General features: G+C 41.8%; 11 protein-coding genes and 2 tRNA genes. 7 read left to right on the forward strand and 6 right to left on the reverse strand.

Translation table 11 applies throughout. The features are described from left to right. Positions 1 to 184: 184 nt before the first annotated feature. On the reverse strand, positions 185 to 478 hold the full coding sequence (locus VJH67_03215; protein HEY4516171.1) for a hypothetical protein: 294 nt from the start codon (positions 476 to 478) through the stop codon (positions 185 to 187). Between the two features lie 214 nt (positions 479 to 692). On the opposite strand from VJH67_03215, the gene VJH67_03220 reads away from it, so the two are divergent. Together VJH67_03220 and VJH67_03225 are read left to right on the forward strand one after the other, a co-directional pair. After that, a complete protein-coding gene (locus VJH67_03220; GenBank protein HEY4516172.1) occupies positions 693 to 1487 on the forward strand; it encodes an IS1595 family transposase in 795 nt (264 codons plus the stop codon). Between the two features lie 660 nt (positions 1488 to 2147). Next, the gene (locus tag VJH67_03225; GenBank protein ID HEY4516173.1) at positions 2148 to 2375 is read left to right on the forward strand and encodes a hypothetical protein; all 228 of its coding nucleotides are present in this window, start codon (positions 2148 to 2150) and stop codon (positions 2373 to 2375) included. A gap of 244 nt (positions 2376 to 2619) precedes the next feature. On the opposite strand, the gene VJH67_03230 is transcribed toward VJH67_03225, so the two are convergent. Continuing rightward, positions 2620 to 2850, reverse strand: a complete 231-nt coding sequence (locus VJH67_03230) for a hypothetical protein (GenBank protein ID HEY4516174.1) — start codon at positions 2848 to 2850, stop codon at positions 2620 to 2622. A 124-nt stretch (positions 2851 to 2974) separates the two neighbouring features. Here VJH67_03230 and VJH67_03235 point away from each other — a divergent pair, with 124 nt between their 5' ends. Further along, a complete protein-coding gene (locus tag VJH67_03235; protein HEY4516175.1) occupies positions 2975 to 4540 on the forward strand; it encodes a recombinase family protein in 1566 nt (521 codons plus the stop codon). Here the strand turns inward: VJH67_03235 and VJH67_03240 are convergent. The 4 genes from VJH67_03240 to infB all read right to left on the reverse strand — a co-directional run bounded on the left by VJH67_03240 (position 4503) and on the right by infB (position 6660). After that, a tRNA-Leu gene (locus VJH67_03240) sits at positions 4503 to 4588 on the reverse strand. The genes VJH67_03235 and VJH67_03240 overlap by 38 nt on opposite strands. 83 nt (positions 4589 to 4671) lie before the next feature. Next, positions 4672 to 4743, reverse strand: a tRNA-Cys gene (locus tag VJH67_03245). Between the two features lie 22 nt (positions 4744 to 4765). Then, on the reverse strand, positions 4766 to 5146 hold the full coding sequence (locus VJH67_03250; GenBank protein ID HEY4516176.1) for a ribosome-binding factor A: 381 nt from the start codon (positions 5144 to 5146) through the stop codon (positions 4766 to 4768). A 14-nt stretch (positions 5147 to 5160) separates the two neighbouring features. Then, positions 5161 to 6660 (reverse strand): translation initiation factor IF-2, encoded by a 1500-nt coding sequence (gene infB / locus VJH67_03255; protein HEY4516177.1) that lies wholly within the window; start codon positions 6658 to 6660, stop codon positions 5161 to 5163. A gap of 78 nt (positions 6661 to 6738) precedes the next feature. On the opposite strand from infB, the gene VJH67_03260 reads away from it, so the two are divergent. The 4 genes from VJH67_03260 (at position 6739) to VJH67_03275 (ending at position 15075) form a co-directional block, all read left to right on the forward strand. Next, the gene (locus VJH67_03260) at positions 6739 to 7905 is read left to right on the forward strand and encodes a cysteine desulfurase family protein (GenBank protein ID HEY4516178.1); all 1167 of its coding nucleotides are present in this window, start codon (positions 6739 to 6741) and stop codon (positions 7903 to 7905) included. 8 nt (positions 7906 to 7913) lie between these two features. After that, entirely contained in the window at positions 7914 to 8708 is a 795-nt protein-coding gene (locus tag VJH67_03265; protein HEY4516179.1) for a trypsin-like peptidase domain-containing protein, read from the forward strand. Positions 8709 to 8732: 24 nt separating this feature from the next. Beyond that, positions 8733 to 11441 carry an AAA family ATPase gene (locus tag VJH67_03270; GenBank protein HEY4516180.1) on the forward strand — a complete coding sequence of 903 codons (2709 nt, stop codon included), beginning with the start codon at positions 8733 to 8735 and terminating at the stop codon, positions 11439 to 11441. A 139-nt stretch (positions 11442 to 11580) separates the two neighbouring features. After that, positions 11581 to 15075 (forward strand): hypothetical protein, encoded by a 3495-nt coding sequence (locus tag VJH67_03275; protein HEY4516181.1) that lies wholly within the window; start codon positions 11581 to 11583, stop codon positions 15073 to 15075. Positions 15076 to 15087 lie beyond the last annotated feature (12 nt).

Here is a 15087-nt window from a genome sequence, read left to right on the forward strand (position 1 = left end):
GATTCGCAAAAATTCGGCTAATGTTTTCTGAAATTCGGTCTCGCCCGCGCGGAGGAGGGGTCTGGGGAGGAATCCGCGCGGGCTTCTGAATTTCTGGTTTTGGTGGTTATAATTTTAAATAGGACATTCCTGAAATAAAAATTCCATCTTCATCGATGTGAAGCATTGGGAGATTTTTATTCAATCACAAATTAGACATTCCGCTCCATTTGCCACTCTTTTTTAAGGCTTCTTGAAGTTCAGAGGGAAGTCCATTATACCAACCTCCACCACGCACAAATTTAACACCCGTTTCCGCTAACTGCGATTCTGCTGTTTCAAGTTCTTTTAAAATTTTAGGATCTCGATCTTCATAAGATTTATTTTTCAACCAACCCCATCTAGTGACGCATATAAATACAAGATCCACTTGTCTTTGCAATTGCAACAAGTGTTCTTGTTCTGGAAGTTGAGAAACAATATTTGTGTCTTTTTCCATGGGTAATTCGTCAGATTATTCTAAAGTAACCTATGTATATATTATATATTTTTGGAATAAAAAACAAGGATTTTTTACAGTTGGTTATTAGTGATGCAGTAACTGATTGAACTTGTTTTAAGATTGTAAAATCTGTGTAAAGTACCAGGTGGGTATACTAGGGCAGATGGAACAAGAGTAATATATCTTTAATGATTATTAACACTCTTGTTCTATGGTCGCACTCTTAAACCAAATACCATCGGAAGCTAAAATTAGGCAACAATTAAGGAAAATCGTCTTCGGCAAGAATCTCCACTGTCCCCGATGCCGCAAACGTGATGTTTACAGTTCCGAAGGTCGGTATCGCTGCAGGAAATGCCGTAAGCCCTTTAGCTTACTGACCGGCACATGGCTGGAAGGCATGAAACTAAATCTTAGAACCTTTTATGCATTGCTGTGGTGCTGGACCCAAAAGATCCCGGTACTGCAAAGCCAGAAACTCTGCCATGTAGGAGAAGAAGCGGTATACCAGTGGTTTCGGCAGTTTCGATTGCATTTGCCTGATTTACAGCCGATTTTGAACGGTAAAGTCCAAATGGACGAAGCTTACTTTAAACAAATTTCATTACTATTAGCTAAACAGGTAGGAAGTAAAAAACTAGCGCACCAAGTTATTTTTAAAAATTCAGTTAACAAGACCGAAGCCACGCGATTCATTTTTCAAAGCATAGAGCCGCACACCAAGCTACAAACCGATGGATCTGGCATTTACAAACAAATTGAGCAGTGGTGGCAAGTTAAACACAAGGTCGACATTCATAAAAAATTTGAGTTCGGCTTAACTTCCGAGATTGAAGGCATGTTCGGCAACCTTAGGACTTTTATCCGCAGGATGTATCACCATACTACCCCTAAATACCTACCTGAATACGTGAGTGAATTTTGCCTCAGATTTTCCTCACCGGAAATCTTCAGTTCGCCCAATGATTACTTATCTAAAACATTAAAGCCTGTTCCATTTGACTAGGTATACCCTACCAGGTTGGCTTGACAAATGTTATCATATTATGATATAATCTTTAGCGGAGGTTCTATGACACCATACCAAGAGTTACTTGCGTACGTTCACTCGGTTACCGGGATCAGCACGGAATCCCTTGATGGATTATTCCTTCTGATCTTCGCGGCACTCTTTCTTGCCCTTTTATTAGGAGCAGCAAAGCTTGTTGCAGTAATAGATATCCCGGGCGACGACCAAGAGTTTTAGTCAAAAAAACAGGCTGGAGAGTCCGACCGCGAAGCCTTTCTGCGTAAGCAGAAGAAGTCCATTAGAGGGAAACCTTGACCGGACACCGATATGGATGATTCGGAGAACCAAACTCCGACCAGGACCTTCGGGTAATCAAATACAAACCGCACCTAGTGCGTAAACTAAGGAGGCCACATGTTGGCTAACATTGAGAATTCGGAGAGGTTCGTCCATGTGCTGCGTGCAGCATACCAGGAGTTCACGGTGAGTATCGAAAGTGGTCCCAGAGGCCACCGACGAGAAAACGAATTCATCATCGCACGCTGGGACGAAAACGAGCCGATCAATTCGGGTCTCGAATTTCCGTTTTTCCAGATCTTCGAATCCTTCGGGGTTGCCCAAGGTCTGGCGATCGAGCTCAATAAGCAGACTCGGATCATGGTACGAGGCAGACGGCACGAAGCTAACGGCGGGAACTTCGATTCTTGCGCCGCCAAGAGTTTCCAACCGTACCGGACCAAAAAGGTTCTCGTGACTCGTGTCCGATGCTCGTGCTGCAACAAACCACCAAGCCATCGGCGAATCGATGGTGTGACGATAGAGTATGTTTGCGAACAACACGACACGTTCTACCGTCAGGAGGAAGCAAGAGAATTTCTCCAGTAACACTGGAAATCAACGCCGCCGGGTACAACTCGGCGGCGTTTTTACTTTTTATAAATCCCTGTTTCTAAAATTATAACCACCAAAACCAGAAATTCAGAAGCCCGCGCGGATTCCTCCCCAGACCCCTCCTCCGCGCGGGCGAGACCGAATTTCAGAAAACATTAGCCGAATTTTTGCGAATCCTTTTCCCCAGAAAAATTGTTTCGCAAAAATTCGTCCGCTTTATTTATTTTGAAAATAGGTTCTAACTTGGTACAATAGAGACACCAATAGGGAACTCAACGGTTTTTTGGAAGCCAAAATGCGGGACGCGCGAAGCGCGTCCCAAGGATTCCCGCCGAATTTTCCAAACGAATTCAGAATTTTTGGCGCGCTTGCGCGCACTAATTTTTCGCCAAGAAGCAGGTTCGAAATCAGAAGCAATTTTGACATAGTATTTGCTTTGATACAAAAAGAATTTTTGTCCTTTTTTCAAAAGTGGTATACTGGCTACGCAGACAATTATTATTAGTTAATCAGCAGGAATAGCTACATTGGTAACAATTTGATTAACGTTGAATTGTCTGCACCAGTGTAGCTATTCCTGTTCCAAAAATATTATGCAAAAATACTTTTTGTATGCTCGCAAGTCAACCGATGTCGAAGACAAACAGGTTTTATCAATTGACGCACAACTTACCGAATTGCGGGAGTTTGCCAAGAGAGAAAATCTGAACATCGCCCAAGAGTTTATCGAAAAACAATCTGCCAAAGTTCCAGGTCGTCCTATTTTTAATGAAATGATGAAGCGTGTCGAAAAGGGCGATGCAGATTGTATTCTCTCTTGGCACCCTGATCGTTTAGCCCGCAATTCGGTGGACGGTGGAAAGATTGTCTACTTTTTAGACATCGGATTGCTTGCGAGCCTAAAGTTCCCACAGTTTTGGTTTGAAAGTACGCCACAGGGCAAATTTACGCTTTCCATGGCGTTTGTACAAAGCAAATACTATGTAGATTCTCTTTCCGAAAATACGAAACGCGGACTTCGCCAAAAAGTACGCATGGGAATATTTCCAAGCCAAGCTCCTCTGGGGTATCTCAACGATTCACGAACAAAGACGATTGTGGTGGAAAAGAAAAAATCTCGTATCGTTCGCTTGGCTTTTGAAAAATACACGAAAGGTAATATGCGACTGGAAGATGTATCAACTTTTTTGGCGAAATCCGGCGTTACCACTAGAACCGGAAAGAGAATCTCCAAAACCAAAGCGTCTTTTATCCTCTCAAATCCATTTTACATCGGTTTGTTTAAGTATGGTGGTGAAATCCACGAAGGTAAGCACGAGCCAATCATTTCAAAGAAACTTTTTGATGAAGCACAGGCAATGTTGAAGTTTCGCGGACAACCTGAAAGAAAACCACAAAATGAACCTCAACCATTTTGTGGACTTATTTCCTGTGCTTCATGCGGAATGATGATAACTGGCGAATACAAGGTTAAGAAGCAGAAAAATGGAAATGTCCACGAGTATATTTACTATCATTGTTCTAAAAAACGAAAAGATTTTGATTGTCCCGAACCTTGTATCAGACAGGAAGAATTGGATCGCCAGTTATCATCTCTCATTCAAAAAGTTTCTTTACCCAAAGACTGGGCGGAGGAACTCAATCGTCTTGCTTTGCAAGACCACGGAAAATCCGCCCAGTCTTTGGCTGTTTGCGTGAAAGAAAAACAAGATGCCATTTCTACTATCAACATCAAACTGGAGCGACTTCTTAATGGATATTTAGAACAAGATATTGAGCGAGAAATATATCGCGATGAAAAAGCAAAATTGTTACTTCGGAAGAAGTCGCTCGATGAAGAAATGTCATCTCTTTCACGCAAACAAAATACTTGGCTCGAACCTTTCCAAAATTGGTTAACTGTCGTACAGGGATTGGACAAAATCGCTTCTGATTCAGACCTTTTTGCTAAAAAGGTCTGTGCCAAAGAAATCTTTGGCTCGAACCTCCTCCTTGGCGAAAAATTAGTGCGCGCAAGCGCGCCAAAAATTCTGAATTCGTTTGGAAAATTCGGCGGGAATCCTTGGGACGCGCTTCGCGCGTCCCGCATTTTGGCTTCCAAAAAACCGATGAGTTCCCTAATGGTGCCTGGGGTGAGACTCGAACTCACAAGCCGTTGAGGGCAAGGGATTTTAAGTCCCTCGTGTATACCATTCCACCACCCAGGCGCTGAAACTTCTGCCCCGCGAAGATTTTCAACTTCTCGGGACGCTCATTTTTTATAGTCCCATTGCTTCTTAAAAAATGGCGGAGGCCACGGCGAGAATCGCACTCGCGTATATTTCTTTTGCAGAGAAATGCCTTACTACTTGGCTACGTGGCCTTATTTGACTTACACCTTTAGCTTATAGGTTTTGGGCTTGAGTATCAAGATTGGAAAGTTCATCAATTCTCTGTCTATTTTTTTCACCGATATCTATTTGAAATTCGATTGAGGGGGCGAATCCGACAATTTTTTTATCTATTATGTATTTTCTAAAATCTGATCTTTTTCTTTGGACAAACTTTAATACCTTACTTTCTTCCCCGCCCGACTGAATGACTTCAGTCATTCGAGCGGGTGAATCTGGAAGCACGGTAAAATATACTATAGCTCTTTTGCCTCTATTTAAAACTTCTACCCGGGTGACGGTGATAAGCGAAGTGCCGTTTGATTCTATTTGTAAATATTGGGCTGCCATCTCTCGCAGTGATTCGGCCAATCGCATGTCTTTTTGTATGGACATAATGCTTGAAAATTTTACCTTGTTACTCTCGAGTGAGCGGCGATTTTATCTCCCGGGGCGATTTCAATCTTAGATTCTATCAAAGTACCAAATTCTAAACCTTCGTTCACCAATGAAGTTTTATTTTTCTGAGTCTGTAATTCACGCACTCTACCTTCGCCGATTTCCACTTCACGTCTTATTATTTTAAGCGCGTCATTTACTTTTATTTCACCTGACTCCACTTTGCCACCTACCACCTGTTTATTTTTGTTGACGCTAAATACCTTTAAGATTTTTGCTGTACCTGTGATTTCATCCACTTCTTCTTTTGGGGTTCTTTCTATAAGAATATTTTTTACCCAATCTGTAAGCTCATATATGATGTCAAAAGTTTTTACTTCCACATTATTTCTCAAAGCCAAATCTTTTGCTCCTCCGTCGACTTTCACTCCAAAACCCACGATGAGTGTGCCTTGAGATGCCATACCCAACTTCACGTCACTTTCTTGTACTAACCCCACTCCTGAAGAAATAATTTTTATTATAATTTTTTCAGTATTCATTTTTTTGAATTCATGTTCTATGGCGGAGAGCGAACCTAAAGTATCGGCTTTTATAGCCACCGGAATAAATTCTACTGATGAATCTTCCGTTGCTCTTATTGTATTTTTGGATGTGGCCAGATACTCTTCGACCGCTTTTTCTGCTTCCTGTTTAGAAAGGTGAGACATAAAAAGGCTACCTGGAGCTGGAGCATTATCCCAACCGTTTAATCTTATTGGCTTTGATAGAGAAGCCGTATCTATAACCTTACCTATAAAATCCTCGATCATCCTTACTGGCGCCATACAACTCCCACTACTTACAAACATCCCTTTTTTCAAAGTGCCGTTTCTGATTATAAGAGTAGCGACTACTCCTTTTCTCGAATCTCTATTACTCTCTATCACAAATCCTGAAGCCTGAGTAAGAGGATCGCCCGTGAGTTCTTCCATGTCGCCTTGAAGTAGGATAGTTTCTAAAAGTTCTTCCACTCCTTCACCTGTTTTAGCTGAAATGGGGACGAAAGGTACCGTGCCTCCCCAGCCTTCGACAAAAATTTCTTTCTCGGCCAATTCTTGTTTAGTTTTATCTATGTTTGCGTTCGGTTTATCTATTTTATTTATAGCTATTATGAAAGGAATTTTATCTTCCTTCACTCGATCGAGGACTTCTATGGTCTGTTGCTTTACGCCATCTTCAGCTGAAACTATCACCACCGCAATATCGGCCACTTTGGAGCCACTTTTTCTGACCGAATGGAAGGCCTCATGCCCAGGAGTGTCAAGGAAGGTGATGCTTCTTTTTTCTCCCTTTCCCAATTCCACTATCGCTTCATAAGCTGAAATGTGCTGAGTTATACCGCCGGCTTCCTTGTCGACCACTTTTGTTTTTCTGATGTAATCAAGGAGGCTTGATTTGCCATGGTCGATATGACCCATAATTACCACGATAGGAGGTCTAGGGATTTTTTTTGAGGTTTCGGTGTTCACTCGGAAATTATACTTATTTTGCTTGAAATTTCCAGTTTTTAATTTCCAATTTTTAAATAATGAGTTAATGTATCAATTGTGAAAATTAAAGAAAAACGGATCTATTTAGATTACGCAGCTGCCACCCCTATTGATAAAGGGGTCTCTTCTCTTATGAAAAAAGCGGAGGATTCTTTATGGGCTAATCCTTCTTCGCTTCATGAGGAAGGAGAAAAAGCTAAAGATGTTTTGGAAAAGGCTAGGAAAGAAATCGCTTACATTTTGCATTGCCGTAGTGAAGAAGTTTATTTTACAAGCGGAGGGACCGAGTCGGCAAACATTGCTATCCAGGGAATTTTGAAGGCTCATAAAAATGCGCATGTCATTTGTTCTTCTTTCGAACATCCAGCCGTTTTAGAAACTGTAAAAAATAGTGGGGCTGAAATAAGTTTAATTTATCCTGATGAGAGGGGAATAGTAAACCCGAAATCAATAGAAAAAGAAATAAAAGAAAATACTGTGCTGGTATGCCTCATGCATGCGAACAATGAGATCGGCACTATCCAACCCGTCCGAGAAGTCTCTCGTATAATTAAAGATTTTAGACTTCGCAAATGTGTAGAAGATGACCATCTACACATAAGTAGTCCGTATTTATTTGTGGACGCTTGTCAAAGTGTTTTATATGAAGATGTTTCAATAGAAAGATTGGGTACGGATATTTTAATGATAGACGGTATAAAAATGTATGGCCCTCGAGGGGCTGGAGTTCTTGTCATAAAGCATGGGGTAAAAATAGACCCGATTATTTTTGGTGGAGGTCAGGAAAAAGGTTTGAGGCCGGGCACAGAAAATGCTATTTCAGCTCTCGGCCTCTCTGAAGCTTTGAAAATCGCAAGCTCATTTCGCGAATCTGAATCCGAACGCCTCACAGAACTTCGCGATTACGCTATCGATAAAATTCTTTCCCAAATCCCTGGCTCGTCTATAAACGGTGACCAGGAAAATAGATTGCCCAATAATGTAAATATCTGTTTTAAAAATATAGATTCGGAATTCTTGGTCATAAAATTGGATACTCTCGGTTTCTCCATCTCTGCCGCTTCTGCTTGTAATAGTTTAAAACTTGAAAATTCGTCTTATGTTATTTCTTCCATCGGCAAACCCGAATGTGCTTCTTCCTCTCTCCGCTTCACCTTCGGTCGCGAAACCAAAAAATCTGATGTGGGCAAGCTAGTTAGGACACTAAAAAATATTTTGCTATAATATTCGCAATGTCCAATCTTGAAGATTTAAATAAACATCAACTCATCCTTCTTACCTTGCTTGTAGCTTTCGTTACTAGTATTGCGACTGGCATTATTACTTACACCTTACTTCAGGAAGCGCCTGTAGAAGTAACCCAAACTATAAATAGAGTAGTCGAGAGGACTATCGAAAAAGTGGTTCCCGCTGAAGGAGGCGCCCCTGGCGAAGTTGTACGTGAGATTCAAGTGGTAAACGAAGAAAATTTAATACTAGAATCAATCGAGAAAAACGCTAAATCTATCGTTAGGGTGAAAACAGCCGGTTTTGATGGAGTCGAAATACTGTCAGGTCTTGGTTTGGTAGTGAGTAGTGAAGTAGTGGTGATGGATGAGAGGAATTTTTCCCAAAATGCAACTTACTCTGTCCATTTCCATGACGGTAAAATTTTTGATGTAATCAAATCGTATGAAAACTCAGGTTTTGTATTTATGAAAATAGGTAAGTCTTTAAATGATAATTATAATTTAGAATCGGCTGTTTTAGGTAACCCAAATTCACTCAAACTTGGACAAACAATTATTGCTGTCGGAGGTAAAACCAGCAACTCAGTCGCTATAGGTAGAGTGGCTCAATTAGGCGAAGAAATTTTAAGTGACATACCAAAATCGCGCTCTCAAGTCGGTAGTCCTCTTCTCAACCTAAATGGCGAAATAATGGGCATGGAAGCCGCATCTCTCGAAGCTGATACTACTCTTTCGTATACCTCTATAAATACAGTAAAAGAGTTGCTCGCAGAAGCTCTAAAAGCACTTTCTCAATAGGTAAATTATGTTATAATGGCGGCTATGCCACCATTCACACATTTTACCACTAAGGCAAAAGAGGCAGTGCGTAAAGCGCACGAGTTTGCTATTGAACGTGGTCAAAATCATGTTAACCCTTCCCATCTTCTTGCTGCCCTCCTTACACAAGAGGAAAGCATCGTGCTATCTATTTTGGAAAGGTTAAATGTAGACACTTCTCTCCTCGTTGATATCGTTCTCGAAAATATCGAGACCTACAATTCTGAAAGAGTTACTACTCCTTCATATCAAATTTATCTCGCGCCAGAGCTGGCTCATATAATAGAACATTCAGGTAAGGTGGCTCAAAGTATGGGTGATGAATATGTTTCGACTGAGCATCTATTCATTTCTATCCTGGACATTCAAAATACTGCGGGTGACATATTAAAGAGTTTTAAAATCGATCACGATCAGCTCCTGCGTGTGCTTCAAGAAATAAAACAATCGAAGGGGGCGGACGTCGCCAAAGAACCAAAGAAAAATAGAACCATCCTCAAATTTACTCGTTCTTTGACTGAACTGGCCAAGAAAAATAAGCTTGATCCTGTGATCGGCCGTGACGAGGAGATTTCTAGGATAATTCAAATTCTTTCTCGTCGAACTAAAAATAATCCTATGCTTATCGGTGAAGCTGGTGTGGGTAAAACCGCTATTGTTGAAGGTTTGGCTGTGCGCATGGCTTCGGGTAATGTGCCGGAGTCCCTTAAAGATAAAGAGCTTGTTTCTCTCGATCTTGGCTTGCTTATTGCGGGCACCAAATTTCGTGGTGAATTTGAGGAGAGGCTCAAAAATATAATAAAAGAAGTAGAACGTTCAGAAGGCAAGATAATTTTATTTATCGATGAAATCCACACCATCGTCGGTGCTGGCTCAGCCGAGGGCTCTATGGATGCTTCGAATATGCTGAAGCCTCCTCTAGCTCGCGGTGAGCTTCGTGCTATCGGTGCTACTACCACCAAGGAATATCAAAAGCATATCGAAAAAGACATGGCTCTGACCAGGCGTTTCCAGCCGGTATATGTAAACGAACCTTCTATTGAAGATGCTATTACTATCTTGCGAGGACTGAAAGAAAAATACGAGCTCTATCATGGGGTGCGTATTACCGACGATGCTATTCGAAGCGCGGTCAATCTCTCCTCTCGCTATATTACTGATAGGTTTCTGCCCGACAAAGCTGTCGACCTCATCGACGAAGCCGCTTCACACTTGAAGATTTCTTTAGAGAATATGCCGGCGCCTTTACAAGAGGCTCAGTCGAAAATAATGAAGCTTGAAATCGAGAGAGAAGCGCTCAAAAATGAAACTGTTGGTAAAAACGGCAAAATAAAAAATCGTTTGAAAGAGATCGATAAAGAGGTGGCCGATTTGAAAGAGAAAACTTCGGAAATTGATTTGAAATGGAAGAATGAAAAGGAGACGGTAACTGACATGAAGACTATCAAGAAAGAACTTGAAACTTTGCGCCTCGAGGCTGAAGCCGCTGAAGCTAGAGCCGATCTTTCCAAGGCGGCTGAAATCCGTTATGGCCGGCTTCCTGCTTTAGAGAAAGAGCTTGATTTAAAAACTAAACGCTTGAAAAGGCTTCAGAGCTCACGTCGCATTTTGAAGGAAGAAATTACTGAGAATGATATTGCTGAAATTGTCGCTCGTTGGACCGGCATACCAGTTTCTCGCATGATGGAACGTGAGGCTGAGAAACTAGTCCGCATGGAGGAAGAATTGAGTAAAAGAATCGTCGGTCAATCTGAAGCTGTAAAGAAAATTTCTGAAACAATAAAGAGAAGTCGTGCGGGTATTTCCGACCCAAATAGGCCAATCGGCTCGTTCATATTTCTCGGTCCTACTGGAGTGGGTAAAACGGAATTGACCAAGGCACTAGCTGAATTTATGTTTAACGACGAGAAGGCTCTTATTCGTGTCGACATGTCGGAATTTATGGAAAAGCATTCCGTTTCCAAACTGATCGGAGCTCCTCCTGGTTATGTCGGTTATGATGAAGCCGGAGGCCTTACTGAAACTGTGCGCCATAGGCCTTATGCCATCATCCTTTTTGATGAAATCGAGAAGGCTCACCCTGAAGTTTTCAATGTGCTTTTGCAGGTTCTGGATAACGGTAGGCTGACTGACTCAAAGGGTCGAGTGGTGAATTTCAAAAACACTATCATCATTATGACGTCAAACATTGGTGCTCAGCATATAGAAAAAATGGAGAAACTAGGCTTTGGTGACCGTGGTAGTGAAAAAGCTGAATATGAAAATGTGAAGGATAAAGTGATGGAATCGCTGAAAGATTATTTCCGTCCAGAATTCCTGAATCGTTTGGATGAACTTGTTGTTTTCGATATTTTATCAAAAGAAGCGGTGCGCAAAATTGTCGAGTTGCAGATTGAAATTGTGCGCCAAAGGCTTATCGATAAAGAAATAGAACTCAGTATTTCGGAGGAAGCTCTCGATTACCTAGGTCGGGAAGGCTATAATCCACAATATGGAGCTCGTCCACTAAAGCGATTGATACAGAATAAAATTCTTAACCCGCTGGCTTCCCTCATAGTTTCAAAAGGTATTTCGAAGGGAGGGGTTGTGACTGTTGGCTTGAAAAAAATCTCGCCCTCTAGTGAGGAACTTACTTTTGAAGTAAAAAAAGGTAGGGGAGGCACTCTTATAGATAAAGAAATCCTGGAGGAAACAGTTGGTATGCACGTCTAATAAATTTTGGTTTATTCACACCCTTTATTTGGGGCTTGCTTTGTATGGGTAATTCGTGGTAGAACTATAAGAACTATTATGAGCTTTAGAAAGGCTATTTAATCGTTTTTGCTAAATTTAATTATTGTATAAAATTAATATGAAGAACTATTCATCAAAGATTCTGTTTGGTTTTTTTGCTCTTGCTTCCTTAGCTTTCGTTCTACCTATTTCAGTGGGAGCCGCTCCTGTTCCTATTTTTGTCGAGTCTTTTGGATTGGGGGGCGACCTGACGGATGTTCCTGGTTGGGAAAGACATGAGGCAGGTACAGTAGTAATTAATCCTGGTAGTGGCAGTGATACTGCAAGTCCTGAAATAGGGGACGTTCGATTTGTAAAAATAGCTGATGATTCTCCTGACGATTTGACAGATGATGATGGTTATATTTGTCGTGATATAAATGCTACAGATTACGCATCTTTAACTCTTTATTATTACTGGAGGACTGATGATGGTGCTGAAGATACTAATAATGATGATTCTAACGACAGTGGTTTTGTCGAATATAAAGTAGGCGGTGCATGTTCTGACGCGTCAGGCTGGAATGAAATCGCAGAACATGATTTATTTGGCGATGCAGGTTGGACCCACGAAGAAAAAATACTTTCCAGCTCGGTTAACAACTCTCATTTCCTACTCCGATTTAGAAATTCTATGAACGCTAATACTGAATTTTTTCGCCTTGATCAGATAGCGATTGCTGCTGAACTTGATGTTTGTCCGAACGATGAAGGTTTTCAAACCAACGTCAATCAATGTGCTCCCGTCCTTCCGCCTCCTCCACCTGATACCCCAGAACCCCAGCCTTTGCCAGTAAATTCTTGTATGCTTCCTGATACTGAAGGCGGCGATACTGTTACTTTGGGAGTAAGTCCTGAAAAACCTCTCCAGCAAATTATTACTGATGCTGGATATACGATCAATGCGAATGTCGATCAAACTGAAGATGAAGTTTGGGACGGCGCAGGGAATAACGTTACTCTGAAAATAACTCAACTCGATGCTATTGCTGGCAACCCTTCAGCCTTTGGTTACTACACAAATGGCAACCCTGCTTCATTCGTTGCTCTCTTCGAACACAACGATCATCCTGATTTTGCCGCCCCACTTTATTCTTCACCTGTGATTGTGGTGCTCCCCTCTCTTGACGAAATATCATTTGCTTTCAGTACTCACAACGGCTCATCAGCTACTCTTTACTCTACTGTCCCAGGCGACAATAGTTTCAATACGAGTGAAGATCATGCCGCAGTGTACAATCCTCTTTCTGATGAATACATAGTTGCTTTTGAGGATTTACTTTTTGTAGATGGTGATGAGGATTACAACGACATGGTAGTGAAGATAGAAACTGAATGTGAAAATCAACTAGTTTGCGATCCAGAGGTGAATTTGATTACTAATAGGAGCTTCGAAGAGCCAGCTCTTGCCGACAATTCATGGAATATTTTTGAAAATGTTCCAGGCTGGACTATAAATTGGGTAAATCCTTCCGGTGCTCCTACTCCAAGTCTCGAATTCCATCGTGGCATCTTCGGTTCTTCGGAAGGAGCTCAACATATAGAGCTTGATGGTGATTGGTATGGCCCAAGTAACGCTGGACAAGGTGGATCCACAAAAATATCTCAAATTGTGGATACTATCCCAGGTAAAAATTATCGATTAGGTTTCGATTTCTCTGGTCGTCCTGACACTTCTTTGGCCGACAATGTTTTGGGTGTCTCTTGGGAAGGCAGTCCTATCGCAGGTTCGCCAATAATGGCCACTTCCACTACTTGGAACGGATTTAGTTTCTTACTTCCTGCTTCAGGCAGTTCTGCCTCATTGAGTTTTGAGGATGCTGGTCCACAAAATTCTCTGGGCACATTTCTCGACAACGTTAGTTTGTACTGTATTGAGGAAGAAGAGGATCCTTGTACTGAATACGATGAGGTCGTAGTCTCTGGCACTGATGATCAGGTTGACACACATAATGCTTTCGAAACATGGACACACCCTGCGTGGGTAGCTACTTCCACTAGCGCTAAATGGATTTGGAGCGACACGCTAGTACAAAACCCAACTGAAGATGAAGTAAAAGTCTTTACTAAAACATTCAATGTGAGTGGTATTCCTCAAAGCGTCATGCTCTCTATGGCTTCTGACAATACAGCAAAAGTTGTCATCAACGGTAATATCGTGGCTTCGACTACCGTGGAAGCAAATTATGCCGCTTTCGTTGATTATGTCGTCGATCCTTCGTATCTCAACATGGGCTTAAATACTATTGAGATCACAGTCCACAATTGGAAACTTGACGAAGGTACTTCAGAAACAAATCCTGCAGGAGTTATCTATGCCCTTTATATAGATAGCAAGTTTTGTCCTGGTGATGAGAATAATAATCCAGAGGAGTCAACTGTATTCTTCAAGAAATATATTGTCGGAAGTGGAGAAGCCGATTATACAGGTGATAGTGCTCCGACGTTTAAACTCAATATTACTGGAGCGGGGAACGGCGACCTTCTCTTGAATGATGATAATAATTACGAGGAAGATTCAGAACCAATAGTAAGCGAATACAACAATGTAACAGTGTATGAAGTCACTGAAGGGGAAGTGGGAGGTGAAAATAGCAACGTGCTTCCTTATGGGGCAGAGTGCGCACCAGGCAAATATAGATTTGCTGGATATGGTGTAGGTAATAATTTCGTCAATGCTTCGGGAGCGGCCACTACCACTTCCGATCTCGTGCTAAGTAGCATTAGTAGTGATACATATGTAGCCGTGTGGAATGAAGTATGTCCTACTAACGCGACTATTGTAGCCGCAAAAATAGTCTGTACTGAAGAAGGGGACTTGCCAAATTGGGGTGAAGGCGACGGCGTTTCTCCTATCACTTCGACTACTGCTTCCGATTGGGTTTCCGCTCACTCAAGCTGTCATTTTGAAGATGGATGGACATTTGAATGGGCCCCAGCTGGTGCATCAAACCCGGGCGATAGCGATATCGGTGTAACTGGTTCTCCGTGGACAGCTTTTGGTCCTACTAATGTATTTGGTACTACTACTTTGAGCGTCACTATTCCAGTCGTGGAAAATCCATATATTTGGATTAGGGAAGTTACTCAAAATGGTTACTTGCCATTTAGTGGTTGGCTTTCTGGTAACGAATCTGATCCACTAGATCCTCAAGATGAAGTAAGCGCTGAAATTTACTGTAACGTAGATGTATTAAATTATGATAACTACGATAGGGTGGATAATCTTATCGCCGGTAATACTTATTACTGTGTAGCGTGGAACGTGCCTACTCAAACACAGCAAATAACTGATACTGACAATGGTCCTGATGACGGTGGCCCATCTGTAGCTTCGTCCATATCTGACAATGGTGGAGGAGGCGGTGGAGGCGGACTTGGTGGCCACAGAAACTTCTCATTTATTGGTGGAGGAGCTTCGGAGGGTGATGTATTAGGTGCTACGACTGATATCCCTGGCCTTCCAAACACTGGAAATGCCGAAAAAACTACTTCTGTTCTACAAATAATCCTACTGTCGTTTCTATTCTTGGCTATTGTAAATATTACAGCTTCAAAGAGCCTCAAGGTCTAAAGTTCTACCGTG

It is taken from the genome of Candidatus Paceibacterota bacterium (assembly GCA_036517255.1).
Lineage (GTDB): Bacteria > Patescibacteriota > Minisyncoccia > Phycocordibacterales > WO2-35-19 > DATDXE01.